The sequence below is a fragment of the Mameliella sp. CS4 genome (assembly GCF_019392335.1).
GTDB lineage: Bacteria > Pseudomonadota > Alphaproteobacteria > Rhodobacterales > Rhodobacteraceae > Antarctobacter.
The window spans coordinates 114,718-132,069 of record NZ_JAHXRQ010000006.1 but is presented as its reverse complement, the minus strand read 5'-3'; the positions used below and the strand labels follow the sequence as shown (position 1 = coordinate 132,069).

The 17,352-nt window shown below is 67.5% G+C and carries 17 protein-coding genes; 9 read left to right on the top strand and 8 right to left on the bottom strand.

Annotated features, from left to right (window positions below; translation table 11 throughout):
• Nucleotides 1-4: 4 nt before the first annotated feature.
• Complete coding sequence (plsY, locus tag KZZ07_RS10005; RefSeq protein ID WP_219513894.1) at nucleotides 5-595, bottom strand: glycerol-3-phosphate 1-O-acyltransferase PlsY; 591 nt, start codon at nucleotides 593-595, stop codon at nucleotides 5-7.
• Nucleotides 592-1,896, bottom strand: a complete 1,305-nt coding sequence (gene pyrC / locus KZZ07_RS10000; RefSeq protein ID WP_219513893.1) for a dihydroorotase — start codon at nucleotides 1,894-1,896, stop codon at nucleotides 592-594. Before pyrC ends, plsY begins: the two co-directional genes overlap by 4 nt.
• Nucleotides 1,897-2,174: 278 nt before the next feature.
• Here pyrC and KZZ07_RS09995 point away from each other — a divergent pair, with 278 nt between their 5' ends.
• The gene (locus KZZ07_RS09995; RefSeq protein ID WP_219513892.1) at nucleotides 2,175-3,389 is read left to right on the top strand and encodes a papain-like cysteine protease family protein; all 1,215 of its coding nucleotides are present in this window, start codon (nucleotides 2,175-2,177) and stop codon (nucleotides 3,387-3,389) included.
• 1 nt (nucleotide 3,390) lies between these two features.
• Entirely contained in the window at nucleotides 3,391-4,047 is a 657-nt protein-coding gene (locus tag KZZ07_RS09990) for a hypothetical protein (RefSeq protein WP_219513890.1), read from the top strand.
• 17 nt (nucleotides 4,048-4,064) lie between these two features.
• Here the strand turns inward: KZZ07_RS09990 and KZZ07_RS09985 are convergent, their stop codons facing one another.
• The 4 genes from KZZ07_RS09985 to KZZ07_RS09970 are packed head-to-tail and all read right to left on the bottom strand — an operon-like array spanning nucleotide 4,065 to nucleotide 6,483.
• A complete protein-coding gene (locus KZZ07_RS09985) occupies nucleotides 4,065-4,442 on the bottom strand; it encodes a hypothetical protein (protein WP_219513888.1) in 378 nt (125 codons plus the stop codon).
• Nucleotides 4,439-4,978 carry an aspartate carbamoyltransferase catalytic subunit gene (locus tag KZZ07_RS09980; protein WP_219513886.1) on the bottom strand — a complete coding sequence of 180 codons (540 nt, stop codon included), beginning with the start codon at nucleotides 4,976-4,978 and terminating at the stop codon, nucleotides 4,439-4,441. The genes KZZ07_RS09985 and KZZ07_RS09980 overlap by 4 nt, the downstream gene beginning before the upstream one ends.
• 15 nt (nucleotides 4,979-4,993) lie before the next feature.
• Nucleotides 4,994-5,536, bottom strand: a complete 543-nt coding sequence (locus KZZ07_RS09975) for an aspartate carbamoyltransferase catalytic subunit (protein WP_219513884.1) — start codon at nucleotides 5,534-5,536, stop codon at nucleotides 4,994-4,996.
• On the bottom strand, nucleotides 5,533-6,483 hold the full coding sequence (locus KZZ07_RS09970) for an aspartate carbamoyltransferase catalytic subunit (RefSeq protein WP_219513882.1): 951 nt from the start codon (nucleotides 6,481-6,483) through the stop codon (nucleotides 5,533-5,535). Before KZZ07_RS09970 ends, KZZ07_RS09975 begins: the two co-directional genes overlap by 4 nt.
• Before the next feature lie 153 nt (nucleotides 6,484-6,636).
• On the opposite strand from KZZ07_RS09970, the gene KZZ07_RS09965 reads away from it, so the two are divergent.
• The 6 genes from KZZ07_RS09965 (at nucleotide 6,637) to KZZ07_RS09940 (ending at nucleotide 14,427) form a co-directional block, all read left to right on the top strand.
• Nucleotides 6,637-7,434: a uracil-DNA glycosylase gene (locus KZZ07_RS09965; RefSeq protein WP_219513880.1), complete on the top strand. Its 798-nt coding sequence runs from the start codon at nucleotides 6,637-6,639 to the stop codon at nucleotides 7,432-7,434.
• Nucleotides 7,431-8,039: a LysE family translocator gene (locus KZZ07_RS09960; protein WP_219513879.1), complete on the top strand. Its 609-nt coding sequence runs from the start codon at nucleotides 7,431-7,433 to the stop codon at nucleotides 8,037-8,039. The genes KZZ07_RS09965 and KZZ07_RS09960 overlap by 4 nt, the downstream gene beginning before the upstream one ends.
• Complete coding sequence (locus tag KZZ07_RS09955; protein WP_219513878.1) at nucleotides 8,039-8,632, top strand: metallophosphoesterase family protein; 594 nt, start codon at nucleotides 8,039-8,041, stop codon at nucleotides 8,630-8,632. The genes KZZ07_RS09960 and KZZ07_RS09955 overlap by 1 nt, the downstream gene beginning before the upstream one ends.
• 7 nt (nucleotides 8,633-8,639) lie before the next feature.
• Nucleotides 8,640-9,182: a molybdenum cofactor biosynthesis protein B gene (gene moaB / locus KZZ07_RS09950; RefSeq protein ID WP_219513877.1), complete on the top strand. Its 543-nt coding sequence runs from the start codon at nucleotides 8,640-8,642 to the stop codon at nucleotides 9,180-9,182.
• 82 nt (nucleotides 9,183-9,264) lie between these two features.
• Nucleotides 9,265-10,716 (top strand): efflux RND transporter periplasmic adaptor subunit, encoded by a 1,452-nt coding sequence (locus KZZ07_RS09945; RefSeq protein WP_219513876.1) that lies wholly within the window; start codon nucleotides 9,265-9,267, stop codon nucleotides 10,714-10,716.
• A 3-nt stretch (nucleotides 10,717-10,719) separates the two neighbouring features.
• Nucleotides 10,720-14,427, top strand: a complete 3,708-nt coding sequence (locus KZZ07_RS09940; protein ID WP_219513875.1) for an efflux RND transporter permease subunit — start codon at nucleotides 10,720-10,722, stop codon at nucleotides 14,425-14,427.
• 52 nt (nucleotides 14,428-14,479) lie between these two features.
• Here KZZ07_RS09940 and KZZ07_RS09935 read toward each other — a convergent pair whose 3' ends face one another.
• Nucleotides 14,480-15,277 carry a protein-disulfide reductase DsbD domain-containing protein gene (locus tag KZZ07_RS09935; RefSeq protein ID WP_219513874.1) on the bottom strand — a complete coding sequence of 266 codons (798 nt, stop codon included), beginning with the start codon at nucleotides 15,275-15,277 and terminating at the stop codon, nucleotides 14,480-14,482.
• A 142-nt stretch (nucleotides 15,278-15,419) separates the two neighbouring features.
• On the opposite strand from KZZ07_RS09935, the gene KZZ07_RS09930 reads away from it, so the two are divergent.
• Nucleotides 15,420-16,001, top strand: a complete 582-nt coding sequence (locus KZZ07_RS09930; protein ID WP_219513872.1) for a YqgE/AlgH family protein — start codon at nucleotides 15,420-15,422, stop codon at nucleotides 15,999-16,001.
• Nucleotides 16,002-16,322: 321 nt separating this feature from the next.
• On the opposite strand, the gene KZZ07_RS09925 is transcribed toward KZZ07_RS09930, so the two are convergent.
• Nucleotides 16,323-17,264: an L-threonylcarbamoyladenylate synthase gene (locus tag KZZ07_RS09925; protein WP_219513870.1), complete on the bottom strand. Its 942-nt coding sequence runs from the start codon at nucleotides 17,262-17,264 to the stop codon at nucleotides 16,323-16,325.
• Between the last annotated feature and the right edge of the window lie 88 nt (nucleotides 17,265-17,352).

The following is a 17,352-nucleotide window of genomic DNA, read 5'->3' as shown; positions in this document are numbered from 1 at the left end:
GGGGTTATTTCTGGCCGATCTTCGGCTCTGTCCCGGCGCGCAGCCGGGCGATGTTGGCTGAGTGCCGCCACCAGACCAGCGCTGCCAGCAGGAGCGCGCTGACCAGCAGATCGGTACGCTCGGTGATCAGCATCCAGACCGGCGCCCCCGCCGCGGCGGCCAGCGCCCCGACCGAGGACACCCGCGACAGGTAGGCCGCCGCCGCCCATGTGGCGCAGCACAAAAGGCCGATGGGCCAGGCCAGCGCCAGCATCAGGCCCAGGAAGGTCGCCACACCCTTGCCGCCCTTGAAGCCCAGCCAGACCGGAAAGCAATGGCCGAAAAAGGCCGCGACGCCCGCCGCCTGCACGGCAATCCCGTCGGCCTCGAAGGCGCGGGCGATCAGCACCGCCGCCGCGCCCTTGCCGCCGTCCAGCAGAAGCGTCGCCAGCGCGGCCCCCTTGTTGCCGGTGCGCAGCACGTTGGTCGCGCCGATATTGCCCGAGCCGATCTGGCGCAGGTCGCCGAGGTTCATCGCCCGAGTGATCAGAACGCCGAAGGGGATCGCGCCCAGCAGGTAGCCAAGCGCGGCCCAGAGGATCACCATGCCGCTCATGCCTGGAACACCCGTTTGCCGCCGACCCATGTGCCCAGCACCCGGCCCTGCAGGCGGGCGCCGTCAAAGGGCGTGTTCTTGGATTTCGAGCGCAGTTTGAACCGGTCCAGAACGATGGGCTTGTCCGCGTCGAACAGAACCAGGTCGGCCGGCGCCCCCTTGGCGATCCGCCCGCAGTCCAGCCCCAGCCGTTTCGCGGGGTTCAGCGACAGCGCGCGGAACAGGGTCGGCAGGTCCAGTTCGCCGCCGTGGTACAGCCGCAGGAGCACCGGCAGCATGGTTTCCAGACCCACGGCGCCGCTGGCCGCCTCCTCGAAGGGCAGGCGCTTGCTCTCTTCGTCCTGTGGGCTGTGATAGCTGCCGATTATGTCGATCAACCCGCTGCGCACCGCCTCGACCACCGCCTGCCTGTCCTCCTCGGAGCGCAGCGGCGGCGTCACCTTGAAGAAGGTGCGATAGTCGGCCACGTCCATCTCGTTCAGGGTCAGGTGATGGATCGAGATCCCGGCGGTCACGTCAAAGCCGTTCTTCTTGGCCCGTTCCAGCGCGGGCAGGGCGCGGGCGGTGGTGATCTTGTCGGCGTGGTAGCGCACGCCCGTCATCTCGACCAGCGCGATGTCGCGGTCCAGCCCCATGCGTTCCGCCATCGGAGAAACCGAGGGCAGCCCGCGCAGGCTTGCGAACTTGCCGCTGGTCGCGGCGGCGCCCTGCGACAGGCCCGGGTCCTGCGGGTGGCCGACGATCAGCGCATCCAGCGAGCGGGCATAGGTCATCGCGCGGCTCAGCACCTTGGTATTGCTGACCACGTTGTTGCAATCGGTAAAGGCCACGGCCCCGGCATCCAGCAGGAACCCGAATTCCGTCATCTCGCGTCCCTGTCGGCCCTTGGTCAGCGCCGCCATCGGCAGCACGTTGACCGGCGTTTCCTCGATCGCGCGGCGGCGGATGAATTCCAGCGTTTCCGGCGCGTCGATGCAGGGGGAGGTGTCGGGCCGGGTGACCATCGTGGTCACGCCGCCCGCCGCCGCTGCCTGACCGGCGCTGCCATAGCTTTCCTTGTGCCGTTCGCCCGGTTCGCAGACCTTCACGCCGATATCGACGATGCCCGGGGCAAGAAAGGCATTGCCCGCGTCGATACGCTCGGGCGTGATGTTTCGCGCGCGAAACATCTCTTCGAAATCAACGTCTTGCGTTAAGACTTCGGTAATTTTTCCGGCGTCGATCAGGAGGGCGCCGGGGAAGATCTCCCCGGCCTCGGGGTCGATCAGGCGGGCGTTGTGGATCAGGATGGGGGCGGTCATCGGCTCTCGGCGGATCATAATTTTGCAGAGCTTTAGGGTATTTCTGCCGCGGGGGGAACCTGTCGCGCGCACTGGAGACGGCCGAGGCCCCCACGCCGGAGGGGCGAATCGTCTCTGCCACGACCAAGACATTCGGTTTTTCAAATGCGACATGATCCAGGTCATGGCGCTGTGCAGGCCCCCGCCTTCAGGCTGGACCCGTGGTGCGGTGTGTAGAGGGCGATCTATGACACCTGTGCCCTCTCTTGCCACCGTTCGTGATCAGGGGAGGAGCCTTCATGCAAGATCGATCCAACCATTTGTCCCGAACACGCCGAAGGATGGGCTTTGCCGGGCTTGTCGCCGCTGGCCTGATCGCCAGCGCCGCCTCGGGCGACCAGGTGAGCTCCGGCAACAGCACGGATCTTGACGCCTATCGGCCGCTCGACGGATCGACGGCGGCCAGCGGCGCCTATTTCAATCAGATCGTCGGGACCGGGATCGCCGGGTCGAGCGACCACGTCTATGTCTGGTATGCCGACGGCACGGTGAGTTCGGGGACCACCAAGGACCTGGACGCCTACCGCCCGCGCCAGTCCTACAACCTGCCGCCTGGTTACCACACCACGGATATCGTGGGCATGGGCATCGCCGGGTCCAGCGACCATGTCTATGCCTTCTATCGCAACGGCATGGTCAGCGCCGGGACGAGCACCGATCTGGATGCCTACAGGGCGCCTTATGCCTACAAGCTGCCCGCCGGCAAAGGGCCGCTGTCGATCGTGGGCATGGGCATCGCGGGGTCGGACGACCATGTCTGGGCCTGGTATGCCGACGGGACGGTCAGTTCCGGCACGACCCGGGACCTGGAGGTCTACCGCAAGGTGCAATCCTTTGCCCCGGCCGCGGGCAAACGCGCCGACCAGATCGCCGGGATCGGCATCGCCGGATCGAATGACCATATCTACGCCTGGTATGCCGACTGTAATCCCGGCAGCATCGGCACGGTCCTGAACCTGCGCAACATCGCACAGGAAACCGGTGTCTGGTGCTGGGCCGCAAGCGGCGAGATGGTCATGAGTTACATCGGCAATGTGGACGTGCCGCAATGCCAGCAGGCCAACAATCGGTTCGGTCGCAGCGATTGCTGCAATTCTGTCGTGCCGAACGGCTGTCTCAGCGGCGGCTGGGCAGAATACAGCCGCTACGGGTTCAAGGCAAAGTCCAGCGGCGCGCTCAGCGGGGCCAATCTCAAGGCCGAAATCTCGGTCGGTGGGTCCTGCCGGGGGCGCCCCTTCACCTTTACCTGGGCCTGGCCCGGCGGTGGCGGGCACACGATGGTGGCGATGGGCTATTCCGTGCTGAACGGCAAGATCGTCGTTCACGTCCAGGATCCCTGGCCGCCGAACATCGGAGACTACGAGGTCATAACCTACGATTATTACGTCCAGTCCCCGGGCCACCACACGCATTGGACCGATTATTCGGACATCACCTATGTGGGAGGGAATTGAGATGCGCCGTTTTATCATGACCGCCGCCCTGTGCTGTCTGGGCGCCACATCCCAGGCCCAGGTCGTGGCCGGCACCGATATCGCCGCGCAACGGACCACCAGCCAGCGGGCCCTGCCCGAGGCGCTGTCCCTGCTGCAGGCCGTTGTGACGCCACAGAACGCAGCCCGGATGGGATTCCGCTCTGCCGGGGCGGCGGCGAGTGTGCGTGCCACGGATCCGCTGGTCGATTTCGCCATACCGCTGGAGGCGCTTCAGGGCTACGGGGGTGGCGATCCGCTCGGGCTGTTGGCAGCAACCGGGCTGATCGTTTACCCGCTGCAGACCGACGCTGGCGGTTATACCGCCGCCAAGCTCACGCAGCGCAACAATGAATGGACGGTTGCGGGCGTGGGCGCGCCCGGCCTGACCAGTGCGACGGTCCGGGTGCGCGACCGGCTTGCGCAAGAAAGCGGTGTCGCGCCGGGCACAGTGTTCCAGGTGCGCGTGCCCGCTCTCAAGCTGCATTTTGTGGGGCTGCTGCGCGGCGGGAACCTGATACTCGCGCCGGTCTTTGACGCTTCCGCATATGGGCTTGCCGCCGGGCGCAGCTATGCCGCGCCCGGCGTCCTGTCCGGGCTGGTGCCTGCGGCCCGTGCGCATTCCGGCGATCCGGGGTGAGACCTGTCGGGGCGCGTTCAGGCGCCCCGCGCGGAGTCGATCCGCGCGATGGTTGCCTGCGGATCGGCCTGGAACTTGATCAGGTGCTTGTCGCCGGTTTTGGTGACCAGTTGGACGGCGGCGCCGACGGTCCGGATCTTCGCGATCTGGTCGAGCGGCACGCGGCGACCGCCGGGGCCTACCAGCACGCCGTCCTCCAGCCGCCAGGCATGGCCCAGTTCCTCATCCATCAGGTACCAGCCGCGCAGGGCGACGGCGGCCAGCCCGCCGATGGCGCCGGTCCAGACATGCGGGTTGCCGAGCGCCCAGAGGATCGCCATGCCAAGCGCCATCGCCACGGCGGCCATGATCCAGTGGGTGCGGATATAGGTGGCGCGGTCGGGGGTGAAGGTCATGTCTCGCTCCGCTGGATGCCGCGCATCAACCCGTAAACCTTGCGCGCCTCGTCGATCTGCATGAAGCCGATGCGGGTTTCGTAGCTGCCCCTCTTGCCGCGCCGCCATTCCGAGGCGAAGATCACCGAACCGGGTGTGCCGTCGTCCAGGGTCAGCTGGCTGTCAGAGATGATCGGGTAGCTTTTCAGCTGTTTTCCCTTCAGCGGCAGTTCGGTGGCGATGAAGGCGCGCGTATCGGTCAGCGTGTACCAGGTGTGGCGGCGCAGGTAGGGGCGGCCCAGCAGGGGCCAGCAGATGATCCCGAGGCCGACCATGAAATGGATCGAGCCGAAGACCCAGAACAGCCCGCCTGCCATCGACGCCATGACCATCCAGAACAGGGCGAATCCGGCGAAAAACGTGCCAAAGACCATGAGGGCGATATCGCCGATGCCCAGCCGGATGGCGGTGCCGGGGCGGCCCTGCCAGAGGATCGCCTCGCCGGGGTCGAGCAGACCGGCCCATCCGGTCTGCGCAACCTTGTCCTCTACGTTCATGTCACGCTCTCCGCCTCACACCAGCGCCAGCCAGAGCACCAGCGCGAGGATCAGCGCAATAGCGGCGAGGATCAGCTTGAGCAGGGGCGAGTTGCCGCTGCCCCTGGGGGCGGGGGGCGTGACCCCGACCTGGCCCCGGGCCGCGCTGGACGTGGGATTGGCGCCGCGCGCGGTGGGGCGCGCCTCGCCATAGCTGCCGATCAGGCGCAGGGGCGGGGCGATGGTCAGCTCTTGCGGGGTGGCGTCGAAGGCCTGTGGCGGCAGCACCACGGCATGCCCCGTCAGCGCGTCGATGCGCGCGCGGTCCTGTTCCAGGGCGCGGGCGGGCACATCGTAGGCGGCGGAGAGATACTGCGAGAGCGTCATATCGCCCAGGTCGCGGATCGCGACAACGTCGACAAAACTTTCGCGCAGGCGGGTGGCGCCAAGCGCGTATTTCAGCGGCCATTCGCCGGTGCCCGCCATCTGGGTGAACCGGTCGACCGCCTCGGGTGGCAGGTCGAGATGGGCAAGGTAGAGCGTGGTCCGGTCCGAGCCGTTGACCTGCACCTTGGTCATGTCATCACCTCCGACGGGCGGGCGCGGAGGTTGCGGGCGAGCAGATCCATCGACGCCATGCGCACGGCGACACCCATTTCCACCTGGTCCTGGATCACGCTGCGGTTGATGTCATCGGCCAGGGTGCCGTCGATCTCGACCCCGCGGTTCATCGGGCCGGGGTGCATGACGATGGCGTCTTCCTTGGCGTGGCCCAGCTTTTCGGCGTCCAGCCCGTAGCGGTGGTAATACTCGCGTTCCGAGGGGATGAAGCCGCCGTCCATGCGTTCCTTCTGCAGGCGCAGCATCATGACGACGTCGACGTCCTTCAGCCCCTCGCGCATGTCGTCGAAGACCTCGACGCCAAAGGCGTCGATGCCCGAGGGCATCAAGGTCGGCGGGCCGATCAGGCGGATGCGGTTTTCCATCTTGTGCAGCAGCAGCAGGTTGGACCGGGCCACGCGGGAATGGGCGATGTCGCCACAGATGGCGATGGACAGGCGGTGCAGCCGCCCCTTGGCGCGGCGGATGGTCAGCGCGTCCAGCAGGGCCTGGGTGGGGTGTTCATGCCGCCCGTCACCGGCGTTCAGCACCGCGCAGTTGACCTTTTGCGCCAAGAGATCCACCGCGCCGGAATGCGGGTGGCGCACCACCAGCAGGTCGGGGTGCATGGCGTTCAGCGTCATGGCGGTGTCGATCAGGGTTTCCCCCTTCTTGATGCTGCTGGCCTGCATCGCCATGTTCATCACGTCCGCGCCCAGCCGCTTGCCCGCCAGTTCGAAACTGGCCTGCGTGCGGGTGGAATTCTCGAAGAACATGTTGATCTGGGTCAGCCCGGCCAAAGCGTTGGCGTGCTTGTCCCGGCGGCGGTTGAAATCGACATATTGATCGGAGAGGTCGAGGATCGTGGTGATCTCGTCCGGGCGCAGGGGCTCGATCCCCAGCAGGTGGCGGTGGTCGAAGCGCATTCGGTGTCCTCGGTGGCGTTCTGGACCTTTTAGGTAGGGTGCCCTTGCGGGGCAAGGCCCCGGGGACGCGCCTCCGGCGCGTTTACGAGTATTTTGGGAGAGAAGAAACACGGGCGATTTTCTTCCCCTCGGGCGCGGCGTATGGTTGTGGGTATGGAGCAGGGACTCGACTGGTACGCCGCGAAGGCGCTTCTGGAATGGCAGCTGGAGATGGGAGTGGACGAGGCGATGCTCGACGCGCCTGTCGACCGCTTTGCCGCCCATGAGGCCGAGCAGGAGGCGCTGAAGGCGCGACACGCGGCGCGGGCGGCGGGCCCCGGTGCGGCGCGCGGTGCGGCACCGGTCAGGGCGCCCGAGGTCGATCCGGTGGCAGAGGCGCGCACGCTGGCCGCTGGCGCGGCGGACCTGGCGGCGCTGCAGGCTGCGTTGGCCGGGTATGAACATTGCCCGTTGAAGCGCGGGGCGCGGAACCTGGTCTTTGCCGATGGCGTGCCGGGGGCGCGGGTCATGCTGGTGGGCGAGGCGCCGGGACGTGACGAGGACCTGCAGGGCAAACCCTTTGTGGGCCGTGCCGGGCAATTGCTGGACCGGATGCTGGCGGCGGTGGGGCTGAGTCGTGCCGAGTCGGTTTATATCACCAACGTGCTGCCCTGGCGGCCGCCGCAGAACCGCGATCCGAAACCCGACGAGATCGCCATGTTGCTGCCCTTTCTGCACCGGCATATCGCGCTGGCCGACCCGGATCTGCTGGTGATCATGGGCAATACCTCGTGCCAGGCGCTGCTGGGAAAGCGGGGAATCACCCGCCTGCGCGGGACATGGGGCGAGGCGGCGGAGCGTCCGGCGCTGCCGATGCTGCACCCGGCCTACCTGCTGCGCAATCCGCAGGCGAAACGCGAGGCCTGGGCGGACATGTTGTCGCTCAAGGCGAAACTGAGGGCTTTGGGATGATTGTCGATCCGATTCTGATGCTGGCCTTCATTCCGGTCGGGCTGGCGCTGAACGTGACGCCGGGGCCGGACATGATGTTCTGCCTGGCGCAGGGTCTGCGCGGGGGTGCGCGCTGTGGCTGGGCGGCGTCCAGCGGCGTGGCGCTGGGCGGCATGGTGCATGTGCTGCTGGCGGGGCTGGGGCTGGGGGCGCTGGTCGCGGCGCTGCCGGGGGCCTTTGACGTGATCCGCTGGGCGGGGGCGGCTTACCTGGCCTGGATCGCCTGGAAGACGCTGCGCACGCCCATCGCGGGCAGCGATGCGCCGCCGCTGGCGCCGATGCAGGCCTTTCGGCAGGGGTTTGTCGTCAATATCACCAACCCGAAATACATTCTCTTCGTGCTGGCCTTTGTGCCGCAGTTCATCGACCCGGCGAAGGCGGTGCTGCCGCAGTTCCTGGTCTATGGCCTGCTGATGTCCATCGGCGGTGTCACCGTGAACGGGCTTGTCGGCCAGTTCGCGGGCCGCCTGCGGCGGCGGCTGGAGGGCGGGACGCGCACGGAACGCGCGCTGCGCTATACCTGCGCCACCCTTTTCGGCGGGCTGGCGGTCCGGCTGGCGGTCTGATGCGTGTGCTTGCCTTTTCCGATCTGCACCTGTCGCGGCGCCATGCCCGCGCCCTGGTCGAGGCCAGCGGGGAGGCCGACCTTGTGATCGGCGCCGGCGATTTCTGCAATCTGCGCGAGGGCTTGGAGCAGGCGATGGCGCTGCTGGACCGGTTGCAGGCGCCGATGGTTGCCGTGCCGGGCAACAGCGAAACGGCGGATGAACTGCGTGCGGCGGCCCTGCCGGGGACAACCGTTCTGCATGGTGAGGGCGCCGAGGTCGAGGGCCTGCGGCTTTTCGGCCTTGGCGGCGGTATTCCCGTGACGCCCTTCGGCGACTGGTCCTTTGACCTGACAGAGGGGCAGGCGGCGGAGCTGCTGGACAGCTGCAGCGGGGCGGACCTGCTGATCACCCATTCGCCGCCCAAGGGGATCGCGGATGTGACTTCGCGCGGTCTGTCGGTTGGGTCCACCGCGATCCGCGCCGCCATAGACCGGCTGCAGCCCGCGCTTGCGCTTTGTGGCCATGTGCATGATTGCTGGGGCCAGGAAGGCCGGATCGGCGGGACACGCGTCGTGAACCTGGGGCCCGCGCCAACGTGGTTCGATTTGTGAGGACACCATGAGCCGTATCGACGAAAGCAAGCAGTTCATCCCGGTCCGGATCGCCATCCTGACCGTGTCGGACACGCGGGGGCTGGAGGATGACCGGTCCGGCGACACTCTGGTGCAGCGGCTGACCGACGCGGGCCATATGCTGGCAGATCGCGCGATCGTGAAGGACGAGCGGGCGCAAATCGCCGAGCGCTTGCGCGGCTGGATCGCCGACCCGGAGGTCGATGTGGTGATCTCGACCGGGGGGACGGGCCTGACCGGGCGCGACGTGACGGTCGAGGCGCACAGGGATGTCTACGAAAAGGAAATCGACGCCTTCGGCACCGTCTTCACGATGGTTTCCTTCAATAAAATAGGCACCTCTGCGGTGCAGAGCCGGGCCACGGGAGGCGTCGCGGGAGGCACCTATCTCTTTGCACTGCCCGGCAGTACAGGGGCCTGCAAGGATGCCTGGGACGAGATCCTGGGCTGGCAGCTGGATTATCGCCACCGTCCCTGCAACTTTGTCGAGATTTTTCCGCGCCTGGATGAACATCAGCGACGGAAGTGATCGGGACCTGCGTATAACTCTCTGGGGTTTGATTGCCCCCGCGCGCTTCTATTTCAGAAGGGTGCACCGCGGAGTTTGAAAGATGCGCTTTTTGCGAAAAAGCCTGACGGGGCTGTTCCTGTTGTCCCTGACCCTGGGGCTGCTGGGGTTTGCCGGGATCATGGTGCGGGATGCCGTACAGGCGCGCATGGCCGAGGAGGCCCGCGTGCCACAGGCGCGCGAGCGGGTCTTTGCGGTCAACGTGGTGCCGGTTGCCTTTGAAACGGTGACGCCGGTGCTGACCTCCTTTGGCGAGGTGCAGAGCCGCCGGACGCTGGAACTGCGTGCCGCCGCCTCTGGCGCTGTGGTGGAACTGGACCCGGAATTCGTCGAGGGCGGGCAGGTCGAGGCCGGGCAACTGCTGGCGCGGATCGACCCGGCGAATGCGCAATCGGCGCTGGACCGGGCCGAGAACGATCTTCTGGATGCGCGGGCCGAAGTGCGCGAGGCCGAACGCGCGCTGGTCATTGCACGTGACGAGTTGACGGCGGCTGAGGAACAGGTGGTCCTGCGCGAATCCGCGCTGCGGCGCCAGCGCGATCTGCTGGACCGCAACGTCGGCACGGCGGCGGCGGTGGAAAGCGCGGAACTTTCGCTGGCGAGCGAGAGGCAGGCGGTGCTGACACGGCGCCAGGCGGTGGCCACGGCAGAGGCCCGCATCGACCAGGCCGCGACCCAGCTGCGCCGGGCCGAGATCGCGCGGGACGAGGCCCAGAGGCGGCTGGACGATACCGAGATCCGGGCCGCCTTCGCGGGCAGCCTGTCCGAGGTGACGGTTGTGTCCGGGCGGCTGGTCTCGGCCAACGAACAACTGGCGCAGCTGGTGGATCTGAACGCGCTCGAGGTGTCGTTTCGCGTGTCGACCCAGCAATATGCGCGTCTTCTTGACGGGGACGGGCGCCTGCGGCCCGCGCCGGTGACGGTGGCGCTGGATGTCTTTGGTACCAATATCACCGCCTCGGGGCAGATCACCCGCGACAGTGCCGCAGTGGGCGAGGGCCAGACCGGGCGGCGGTTGTTCGCCACGCTGGACGCGCCGCGCGGTTTCAAGCCCGGCGATTTCGTCACCGTGCGGATAGAGGAACCGCCGTTGGACCGGGTGGCGCGCCTGCCCGCCACGGCGGTCAACGCGGCAGGCGAGGTGCTGGTTGTCGGTGCCGAGGACCGATTGGAGACGGTGGTGGTCGAGGTCATGCGGCGCCAGGGCGATGATGTTCTGATCCGCGCGCGCGGCCTTCAGGGGCGCGAAGTCGTGGCCGAACGTACGCCGCTTTTGGGCGAAGGCATCAAGGTCAAGCCGCTGCGCGCGGGCGTTGCGCCGGAACCGGAAGCCATGCTGGAGCTGAGCGATGAACGACGCGCCAAGCTGGTCGCCTTCATCGAGGCCAATACCGTCATGCCCGAGGCGGCCAAGACCCGCATCCTGACACAACTGGCGCAAAAAGAAGTGCCTGCCGAGATGGTCGCGCGCATCGAATCCCGGATGGGGGGCTGACGGATGGCGCGCGCGCTCCCCTCTGCCGCTGGCGGCATCTTTGGCTATTTCGTCCGCCACCCCACGGTGGCCAACCTGCTGCTGGTGATCATGCTGGCGGCGGGTGTCGTTGCGGTGCCCAACATGCGGGCGCAGTTCTTTCCCGATATCATCATCGACGAGATCGACGTCTCGGTCCGCTGGGACGGTGCGGGCGCCGAGGACGTGGACGCCGCCATCGTGCAGGTGCTGGAACCCGCGCTGCTGGCCGTCGAGGGGGTGATCGGCTCCAGCGCCGTGTCCCGAGAGGGGCGCGCCGCCATCGAGCTGGAGTTCGAGCCCGGCTGGGACATCGCGCGGGCCGCCGATGACGTGCAGCAGGCGGTGGACGCAATCACCACGCTGCCCGAGGACGCGGACGACCCAAGCGTCCGGCGCGGCGGCTGGCGCGACCGGGTGACGGATCTGGTCATCACCGGACCGGTGGGCGTCGACCAACTGGCGCGCTTTGCCGACGAACTGGTGGTGCGGCTCTTTGCCGAGGGCGTGACACAGACCACGATCCGGGGTGTTGCGGCGCCGCAGACGGTGATCGAGGTGCCGGTGCAGAACCTGATCGCCCACAACGTCACCATGCGCGAGATCGCCGATGCCATCGCCGCCGAAGTGCAGGCCGATCCGGCGGGCGACGTGGCGGGCGCGGGGGCGCGGGTGCGCACCGGGATCGAGAAACGCTCTGCCGATGCCATTTCGGATATCGTGCTGCGGTCGAACCCGGATGGATCCAGCCTGACAGTGGGCGACGTGGCGCTGATCCGGGTCGAGGGGATCGACCGCGAGCGCAGCTATTTCGTAGGCGAAAACCGGGCGATCTCGATCCGGGTGGACCGCTCGGCCGAGGGCGACGCCATCGGCATTCAGACCACGGTCGAGGAGGTCGCCGCCGAGCTGACCGCCGCCCTGCCCGAAGGCGTCAGGATCGACCTGATCCGCACCCGGTCGGAATACATCACCGGGCGCCTGAACATCCTGATCGACAACGCGCTGACAGGCTTGGCGCTGGTGGTGATGCTGCTGTTCCTGTTCCTGAACACGCGCACGGCCTTCTGGGTGGCGGCGGGGATTCCCACGGCAATGCTGTCCGCCATCGCGCTGATGTATATGGCGGGGCTGACGATCAACATGATCTCGCTCTTTGCGCTGATCATCACGCTGGGCATCGTGGTGGACGATGCCATCGTCGTGGGCGAACATGCCGACCATCTGGCGCGCCGGGGGCAGGGGCCCTTTGACGCTGCCGAAAACGCGGCGCGGCGCATGGCGCTGCCGGTGTTTTCGGCCACGATCACCACGGTGATCGCCTTTTTCGGGCTGGTGGCCATCGGGGGGCGCTTTGGCGACCTGATTTCGGACATTCCGTTCACGGTGATCGTGGTGCTGATCGCCTCTTTGGTGGAATGCTTCCTGATCCTGCCCAACCATATGGCCCATGCGCTGAAACCGCGCGAGCAGCGCGGCACGCGGTGGTGGCGGGTCGCGCTGGGCGTGGTCGGCGTGACATTGGTGGCTGTCCTGGCGGTGGCGCTGCTGACACTGGCGGTGCTGGCGCTGCCCGGCGTCCTGGCGGGCCTGCTGGGGCTGTTCACCGGGGTCCCGGCGGTGATCGCGGGCGCGCAGGCTGCGGTCGCAGACCTGCGCGGTGTCCTCTGGGGGCAACTGCCGGTGCTGGCCGGGGGGCTGGCGCTGCTGGTGGCATTTGCCATTGCGCTGCGCCTGTCGCTGATGCCCAGGGCCGAACGCGCGCCACTGCTGCGGACGCTTTCCGATGGCGGGATCGACATGGCGTCGATCCTGGTCAACCGGGGCTTTCGCTGGATCCGCGAGCGGCTGTTCCGCCCGTTCATGCGGGCCGTCGTGGCAGGGCGCTACGTCGTTTTCGCGCTGTTGGTGGTGGCACTGGCGACGCAGGTGACGTCGTTTATCCGGGGCGACGTCACCTGGCGGTTCTTCAATTCGCCGGAACAGGGATCGGTCACGGGCAATTTTTCCATGTCGCCCACCGCCAAGCGGGCGGACACCATCGAACAGATGCGCCTGTTCCAGAAGGCGGCCGAGGATCTGGGCCGCGAGTACGAGGACCGCTATGGCCGCAACCCGCTGGACTATGTCCTGGCCGAGATCGGCGGCAATGCGGGCCGCTCGTTGCCCGGCGCCGACACCAAGGACCCGGATCAACTGGGCGCCATTTCCATCGAGCTGATCGATGCCGACCTGCGGCCCTATTCGTCCTTCGCCTTCGTGGGCGAGCTGCAGGAGCGTGTCGAACGCCACCCGCTGGCCGAGGCGATTTCCTTTCGCGGCTGGCGCGGCGGGCCGGGGGGCGATTCCCTGGACGTGCAGTTCTATGGCGCCAGTTCCGAGGTGCTGAAATCCGCCGCCGAAGACCTCAAGGAGGCGGTCCTGCGGTTCCCCGAGGTTTCGGCGGTCGAGGACAACCTGGCCTACGACAAGGACGAATTGATCCTGGAGCTGACGCCGCAGGGGCTGGCGCTGGGGTTCGATGTCGATGGGCTGGGCCGGGTCCTGCGCAACCGGCTGGGCGGGATCGAGGCGGCGACCTATCCCGTCGGCCCGCGCTCTGCCGAGATCCGCGTGGAATTGCCCGAGGGCGCTTTGACCGCCGATTTCATGGAGCGGATGCAGCTGCGCACACCCGGCGGGGCCTATGTCCCGCTGGCCGATATCGTGCGGGTCGAACGGCGCACCGGCTTTTCCACCATCCGGCGCGAGAACGGTTTGCGCGTTGTCTCTGTCACCGGCGACATTTCCGAGGATGACGCGGCAAGGGCCGAGCAGGTCGTCAAGGCGCTGCGCGAAGAGATCCTGCCGCAGATCGCCGAAGCGCGGCAGGTGGACTATCGCCTCGCCGGGCTGGCCGAGCAGGAAAACGACTTTCTCACCGATGCGCGCAATGGGCTGATCATGGTGCTGCTGGGCATCTACCTTGTCCTAGCCTGGGTCTTTGCCAGCTGGACGCGGCCCTTTGTAGTCATGGCGATTGTGCCCTTCGGGCTGGTGGGGGCGATTTATGGCCATGCGCTGTGGGACGTGCCGCTGAGCATGTTCACGGTGGTGGGCCTGTTGGGGATGACGGGAATCATCATCAATGATTCCATCGTACTGGTGACACAGATCGACGAATACGCCCGCGACCGGGGGCTGATCCCCTCGATCATCGACGGCGCCTCGGACCGTCTGCGGGCGGTGTTCCTGACCACGGCGACTACAGTGCTGGGGCTTGCACCGCTGCTGTATGAAACCTCGTCGCAGGCGCAGTTCCTGAAACCCACGGTGATCACCCTGGTCTACGGGTTGGGCTTCGGCGTGGTGCTGGTGCTGCTGATCGTGCCCGCGCTGGTGGCGATCCAGCACGACCTGGGGAAACAAATGGCGGCCCTGAGGAAAGGGCTGCGGTTCCGCGGGGCGGGGCTGCGCGGGGTGCTGGTCACGGCGGTGATGGTGATGTTGGGATGGCTTGCGGCGACGCTGGGCCATACCGGCGTCACGGGCGATCTGTTGCCGGGGCTGCCCGCCCTTGGCGGCCTGTCACCCGAGGTCGCCGCGCTGGTGCTGTTCCTGCTGGGCGCCGTCGCATTGCCGCTGGCGATCTATCTCGGGGGCGGGATCGTGATGCTCTTGCGGCGCGGTGTGCGGGGAAAGGCAGAAGCCTGACAGCCGGCGCGCCGTTGTCCCGGGCCTGACCCGGGACCTCTGCCCTGTTGGTTCAGCCGGTGCAGCCGGTCAGTTCGACGGGGATGTTTCCGCCCAGGATGGTGATCCGCAGGCCCGAACGGTCGAGCGCAAAGACGCCGCCGGACATATGCGTCACACGGGTCTGCGCCACAAGGCGCCCGCCCTGCCACGAGGTGTCGGGATCGGCGACCCAGAGGTTGGGGTCCGAAGTCTCGATCACGGTTTCCTCGCGCCCGGTGCCGCGCGGCATGGCGATCGAGACGGTCAGGCCCAGGCCCTTGGCCTGTGGCGTGATGCGGCAGGATACGCCGGTCACGCCCGCATCTTCTGCCCCGAAGGGGACGTCGGCCATCGCCGCCGCGATCCGGGCATCGGGTTTCGTCTGCCCGGCGGGCAGGCTGGCCGAAACGCGGAAGCGGTGGGGCAGGCAGACATCCTTGCAGATGCCGATGTCGATGATCCCGCCCAGCTGCGCGTCCTTGCCGAGCTGGCTGGGGCGGATCCTGAGCGGCAGGATCACGTCGCCCTTGTAACCGACAGAGCGCATGTCTTGCTGCCAGAAGACATGCGGCGCGGGCCAGTAGATCCCGATGGCCGACATGTTGCGCGCCCCGCTCCAGTCGAATTGCGGCGGGATGCCCGCATCGCCGGGCGAGCGCCAGTAGGTTTTCCACCCCGGGGCAAGCTTCAGGTGCAGCGCGGCCATGTGGTCGCCATTGGGCAGCCGCCAGCCGGGCAGGATCTGCGCCTCGACCACGTCGTCATAGGATTGCGCGGCGGCAAGACCGGGCAGCAGCATCAGCAGGAAGGTCACGAACATCTTTTTCATAACATTGGATGTGGCCCTTCCGGAGTGAAATGAAAAGTCACGTTCCGGCGAACGCATGTATCAGATGACGAAGATGTGACGGTCTTGCCAGTCCTCGCCGGGGCGGTCATGGTGAGACCCGACCAATGCGAAAGGGAGCCATATGGCCGCCGAGACCGGAACCCCACAGACCAACCTGACCGGGCATCTGCTGATCGCTATGCCGGGCATGGGGGATCCGCGATTCGAGCACAGCGTCGTCTTTATCTGCGACCATTCCGACGAGGGTGCGATGGGGTTGATCGTGAACAAGCCCAGCGACGACGTGGACATGCCGACCCTGCTCTCGCAGCTCAACATCGACCAGGTGTCGGACCTGTCGGAACGGTCGGTGCATTTCGGCGGACCGGTCGAGATGGGGCGCGGATTCGTGCTGCATACGCCGGATTACCAGTCGGTCGTGACGACGCTGGAAGTGCGCGACGACATCCACATGACCGCGACACTGGACATCCTGGAGGACCTTGCCCGGGGCGAAGGTCCCGAGAAATGGATGATGATGCTGGGCTATGCCGGCTGGGCGGCCGGTCAGCTGGAGAGCGAGATCGCCGAGAACGGCTGGCTGGTCTGTGACGCCACGCCCGAGCTGATCTTCGAGATGGCCGACATGGACAAGTGGGAAGCGGCGCTGAAGACGCTGGGCGTTGCGGCCCTGGCGCTGAGTTCGGCGGGCGGTCGGGCCTGAGTCAGGCCTGAGATATCGAGAGCGGGCGGGAGCGGGACTCGGGCTGCGCCCATCGCCCGCCCGCCGCCCCTCGGCTGGCCCTTGTCGGACGTGGATGTCCCGTGGCGGGCGGCGTCGGCTTCAAGGGCTCACCAGCAAACAGGCCCGTGCCCGTGTCCCGTATCCACCCCTCGCTGACAGATGCCTGAGCCAAAGGCCCGCGCCCCGCAAGGGCAAGCCGCGCAAAGCGCGGGGCTGCGCCCCCTTGCGGGCCCCGGCCCTTTGCCTCTGATCGGCATCAGCGAGCGGCGGCTCCGGGAAACAGGCACTTGGCGGGGGCGGTCAGCGTTCGGCGGCCGCGCGGCTGAGGCGGTCGTTGATGGCGATGCCGAGGCCGAGGTGCGGGATCGGGGAGATGGCAATGGTCGCGGCGCCCGTGGCGTCGAGCCGGTGCAGGTATTCGAAGAGGTTGGCGGCGGCCTCTGTCAGGTCTTCCCCGGGCGAGAGGTTGAGGTCGCAGGGCACCGCGCCGAAGCCGAGGCGGGCCTCTCCGGGTTCGAAGTCCACCGCGTTGAGGCGCACGCTGGCGCGTGGCGCGTAATGCGAGCGGGTCTGGCCCGGGGCGGTGATGCCGTCGGTTTCGCGGCGCAGCGCGATGCGGGTGTTCAGGACCTCGTTCAGAGCTTCCTCGGTGATGCCGCCGGGACGCAGCAGCGTGGGCGGCGTGCCGGTCAGGCCGAGGATCGTCGATTCCAGCCCCACGGCGCAGGGGCCGCCGTCGACCACCGCCTCGATCCTGTCGCCAAGCCCTTCGAGCACGTGGCCGGCGCGGGTCGGGCTGATCTGGCCGGAGCGATTCGCCGACGGCGCCGCCACCGGCCCGCCGAAGGCGCGGAGCAGGTTCTGCGCCACCGGGGCGGCGGGCATCCGCACCGCCAGGCTGTCGAGACCGGCGGTCACCAGCCGCGACACATGCGCGCCTGCGCGCAGGGGCAGCACCAGTGTCAGCGGGCCGGGCCAGAAGGCATCGGCCAGGGCTTGGGCGGCCTCGGACCAGATCACCAGCTCTTTTGCGGCGTCCAGCTCGGCCACGTGAACGATCAGCGGATTGAACTCGGGCCGCTCTTTGGCCTTGTAGATTCGGGCCACGGCGTGATCCTGCCGCGCGTCGGCGCCCAGCCCGTAGACCGTTTCGGTGGGGAAGGCGACAAGACCGCCCTTTGCCAGGATCTCCGCGGCGCGGGTCAGATCCTGGGTGCTGGCGCTGAGACGTAGGGCAGGCATCGCGGCGACCCCTTATGACGCGGCGTTCCGGTTGAAGCGCGGGCGGCGGGAAGTACCCTCACACCCGCGCTGCGCGCGTGCTACAAGA